General features: G+C 50.0%; 1 tRNA gene and 3 rRNA genes. All 4 read right to left on the bottom strand.

The features are described 5' to 3' along the window. Window position 1 precedes the first annotated feature (1 nt). Window positions 2-117, bottom strand: a 5S ribosomal RNA gene (gene rrf / locus B7697_RS00110). A gap of 76 nt (window positions 118-193) precedes the next feature. After that, window positions 194-3,095, bottom strand: a 23S ribosomal RNA gene (locus B7697_RS00105). 125 nt (window positions 3,096-3,220) lie between these two features. Then, window positions 3,221-3,293: transfer RNA gene (locus B7697_RS00100), tRNA-Ala, on the bottom strand. Window positions 3,294-3,344: 51 nt separating this feature from the next. Then, a 16S ribosomal RNA gene (locus B7697_RS00095) occupies window positions 3,345-4,890 on the bottom strand. Together the 16S, 23S and 5S rRNA genes with 1 tRNA gene alongside form the textbook arrangement of a ribosomal RNA operon. Window positions 4,891-4,939: the final 49 nt, after the last annotated feature.

The raw sequence follows: 4,939 nt of genomic DNA, 5'->3' as shown, positions 1-4,939 counted from the left end.
AGCTAAGCGACTTCCATATCTCACAGGGGGCAACCCCCAACTACTTCCGGCGTTCTAGGGCTTAACTTCTGTGTTCGGCATGGGTACAGGTGTATCTCCTAGGCTATCGTCACTTAACTCTGAGTAATACCTACTCAAAATTGAATATCTATTCAAACCAAGAAAACCATTCGCTTTCATATTCTCAGTTACTTTGGATAAGTCCTCGAGCTATTAGTATTAGTCCGCTACATGTGTCGCCACACTTCCACTTCTAACCTATCTACCTGATCATCTCTCAGGGCTCTTACTGATATAAAATCATGGGAAATCTCATCTTGAGGTGGGTTTCACACTTAGATGCTTTCAGCGTTTATCCCTTCCCTACATAGCTACCCAGCGATGCCTTTGGCAAGACAACTGGTACACCAGCGGTAAGTCCACTCTGGTCCTCTCGTACTAGGAGCAGATCCTCTCAAATTTCCTACGCCCGCGACGGATAGGGACCGAACTGTCTCACGACGTTCTGAACCCAGCTCGCGTGCCGCTTTAATGGGCGAACAGCCCAACCCTTGGGACCGACTACAGCCCCAGGATGCGACGAGCCGACATCGAGGTGCCAAACCTCCCCGTCGATGTGAACTCTTGGGGGAGATAAGCCTGTTATCCCCAGGGTAGCTTTTATCCGTTGAGCGATGGCCCTTCCATACGGAACCACCGGATCACTAAGCCCGACTTTCGTCCCTGCTCGAGTTGTAGCTCTCGCAGTCAAGCTCCCTTATACCTTTACACTCTGCGAATGATTTCCAACCATTCTGAGGGAACCTTTGGGCGCCTCCGTTACCTTTTAGGAGGCGACCGCCCCAGTCAAACTGCCCGTCAGACACTGTCTCCGATAGGGATCACCTATCCGGGTTAGAGTGGCCATAACACAAGGGTAGTATCCCAACAACGTCTCCTTCGAAACTGGCGTCCCGATCTCATAGACTCCTACCTATCCTGTACATGTGGTACAGACACTCAATATCAAACTGCAGTAAAGCTCCATGGGGTCTTTCCGTCCTGTCGCGGGTAACCTGCATCTTCACAGGTACTAAAATTTCACCGAGTCTCTCGTTGAGACAGTGCCCAAATCATTACGCCTTTCGTGCGGGTCGGAACTTACCCGACAAGGAATTTCGCTACCTTAGGACCGTTATAGTTACGGCCGCCGTTTACTGGGGCTTCAATTCATACCTTCGCTTACGCTAAGCACTCCTCTTAACCTTCCAGCACCGGGCAGGCGTCACCCCCTATACATCATCTTACGATTTAGCAGAGAGCTGTGTTTTTGATAAACAGTTGCTTGGGCCTATTCACTGCGGCTGACTTAAAGTCAGCACCCCTTCTCCCGAAGTTACGGGGTCATTTTGCCGAGTTCCTTAACGAGAGTTCTCTCGCTCACCTGAGGCTACTCGCCTCGACTACCTGTGTCGGTTTGCGGTACGGGTAGAGTATGTTTAACGCTAGAAGCTTTTCTTGGCAGTGTGACGTCACTAACTTCGCTACTAAACTTCGCTCCCCATCACAGCTCAATGTTATAGAACTAAGCATTTGACTCAGTTCACACCTCACTGCTTAGACAGACACTTCCAATCGTCTGCTTTAGTTAGCCTACTGCGTCCCTCCATCACTACATACTCTAGTACAGGAATATCAACCTGTTGTCCATCGGATACACCTTTCGGTCTCTCCTTAGGTCCCGACTAACCCAGGGCGGACGAGCCTTCCCCTGGAAACCTTAGTCTTACGGTGGACAGGATTCTCACCTGTCTTTCGCTACTCATACCGGCATTCTCACTTCTATGCGTTCCAGCACTCCTCACGGTATACCTTCATCACACATAGAACGCTCTCCTACCATACCTATAAAAGGTATCCACAGCTTCGGTAAATTGTTTTAGCCCCGGTACATTTTCGGCGCAGGGTCACTCGACTAGTGAGCTATTACGCACTCTTTGAATGAATAGCTGCTTCTAAGCTAACATCCTAGTTGTCTGTGCAACCCCACATCCTTTTCCACTTAACAATTATTTTGGGACCTTAGCTGGTGGTCTGGGCTGTTTCCCTTTCGACTACGGATCTTAGCACTCGCAGTCTGACTGCCGACCATAATTCATTGGCATTCGGAGTTTATCTGAGATTGGTAATCCGGGATGGACCCCTCACCCAAACAGTGCTCTACCTCCAAGAATCTCTAATGTCGACGCTAGCCCTAAAGCTATTTCGGAGAGAACCAGCTATCTCCAAGTTCGTTTGGAATTTCTCCGCTACCCACAAGTCATCCAAGCACTTTTCAACGTGCCCTGGTTCGGTCCTCCAGTGCGTCTTACCGCACCTTCAACCTGCTCATGGGTAGGTCACATGGTTTCGGGTCTACGTCATGATACTAATTCGCCCTATTCAGACTCGGTTTCCCTACGGCTCCGTCTCTTCAACTTAACCTCGCATCATAACGTAACTCGCCGGTTCATTCTACAAAAGGCACGCTCTCACCCATTAACGGGCTCGAACTTGTTGTAGGCACACGGTTTCAGGTTCTATTTCACTCCCCTCCCGGGGTGCTTTTCACCTTTCCCTCACGGTACTGGTTCACTATCGGTCACTAGGGAGTATTTAGGGTTGGGAGATGGTCCTCCCAGATTCCGACGGGATTTCACGTGTCCCGCCGTACTCAGGATACTGCTAGGTACAAAGACTATTTTAAATACGAGGCTATTACTCTCTTTGGCTGATCTTCCCAAATCATTCTTCTATAATCTTTGAGTCCACATTGCAGTCCTACAACCCCGAAGAGTAAACTCTTCGGTTTGCCCTTCTGCCGTTTCGCTCGCCGCTACTAAGGCAATCGCTTTTGCTTTCTCTTCCTGCAGCTACTTAGATGTTTCAGTTCACTGCGTCTTCCTCCTCACATCCTTAACAGATGCGGGTAACAGGTAGTACCTGTTGGGTTCCCCCATTCGGAAATCCCTGGATCATCGCTTACTTACAGCTACCCAAGGCATATCGTCGTTTGTCACGTCCTTCTTCGGCTCCTAGTGCCAAGGCATCCACCGTGCGCCCTTATTAACTTAACCTTATTTTTCTGACCTTTCAGTCATAAACTCTTATTAATACTACAGCGTTTTCGGTTTATTTTCTTGTTACTATTTGATATAGATATTCAATTTTCAATGTGCATTACTTGGTGATCTCTCACCAATGGAGCCTAGCGGGATCGAACCGCTGACCTCCTGCGTGCAAAGCAGGCGCTCTCCCAGCTGAGCTAAGGCCCCACAAGACCTCTCAAGACTAAACAAGACCAATGCGCAGTTCCTTATCCTTAGAAAGGAGGTGATCCAGCCGCACCTTCCGATACGGCTACCTTGTTACGACTTCACCCCAATCATCTATCCCACCTTAGGCGGCTGGCTCCTTACGGTTACCTCACCGACTTCGGGTGTTACAAACTCTCGTGGTGTGACGGGCGGTGTGTACAAGGCCCGGGAACGTATTCACCGCGGCGTGCTGATCCGCGATTACTAGCGATTCCGACTTCATGTAGGCGAGTTGCAGCCTACAATCCGAACTGAGACTGGCTTTAAGAGATTAGCTTGCCGTCACCGGCTTGCGACTCGTTGTACCAGCCATTGTAGCACGTGTGTAGCCCAGGTCATAAGGGGCATGATGATTTGACGTCATCCCCACCTTCCTCCGGTTTATTACCGGCAGTCTCGCTAGAGTGCCCAACTGAATGATGGCAACTAACAATAGGGGTTGCGCTCGTTGCGGGACTTAACCCAACATCTCACGACACGAGCTGACGACAACCATGCACCACCTGTCACCTCTGTCCCGAAGGAAAACTCTATCTCTAGAGCGGTCAGAGGGATGTCAAGACCTGGTAAGGTTCTTCGCGTTGCTTCGAATTAAACCACATGCTCCACCGCTTGTGCGGGCCCCCGTCAATTCCTTTGAGTTTCAACCTTGCGGTCGTACTCCCCAGGCGGAGTGCTTAATGCGTTAGCTGCGGCACTAAACCCCGGAAAGGGTCTAACACCTAGCACTCATCGTTTACGGCGTGGACTACCAGGGTATCTAATCCTGTTTGCTCCCCACGCTTTCGAGCCTCAGCGTCAGTTACAAGCCAGAGAGCCGCTTTCGCCACCGGTGTTCCTCCATATATCTACGCATTTCACCGCTACACATGGAATTCCACTCTCCCCTCTTGCACTCAAGTTAAACAGTTTCCAAAGCGTACTATGGTTAAGCCACAGCCTTTAACTTCAGACTTATCTAACCGCCTGCGCTCGCTTTACGCCCAATAAATCCGGACAACGCTCGGGACCTACGTATTACCGCGGCTGCTGGCACGTAGTTAGCCGTCCCTTTCTGGTAAGATACCGTCACAGTGTGAACTTTCCACTCTCACACTCGTTCTTCTCTTACAACAGAGCTTTACGATCCGAAAACCTTCTTCACTCACGCGGCGTTGCTCGGTCAGACTTCCGTCCATTGCCGAAGATTCCCTACTGCTGCCTCCCGTAGGAGTCTGGGCCGTGTCTCAGTCCCAGTGTGGCCGATCACCCTCTCAGGTCGGCTATGTATCGTCGCCTTGGTGAGCCGTTACCCCACCAACTAGCTAATACAACGCAGGTCCATCTGGTAGTGATGCAATTGCACCTTTTAAGCAAATGTCATGCAACATCTACTCTTATGCGGTATTAGCTATCGTTTCCAATAGTTATCCCCCGCTACCAGGCAGGTTACCTACGCGTTACTCACCCGTTCGCAACTCATCCGGAGAAGCAAGCTCCTCCTTCAGCGTTCTACTTGCATGTATTAGGCACGCCGCCAGCGTTCGTCCTGAGCCAGGATCAAACTCTCATTAAAAGTTTGAGTTCTCACTCATTTCTGTCACTGACAGATTTATTGTTTTTTT

It is taken from the genome of Streptococcus mitis, assembly GCF_002096895.1.
Classification (GTDB): Bacteria; Bacillota; Bacilli; order Lactobacillales; family Streptococcaceae; genus Streptococcus; species Streptococcus mitis_AH.
The sequence above is the reverse complement of the archived record's forward strand: the minus strand, read 5'-3'. Positions and strand labels throughout refer to the sequence as shown.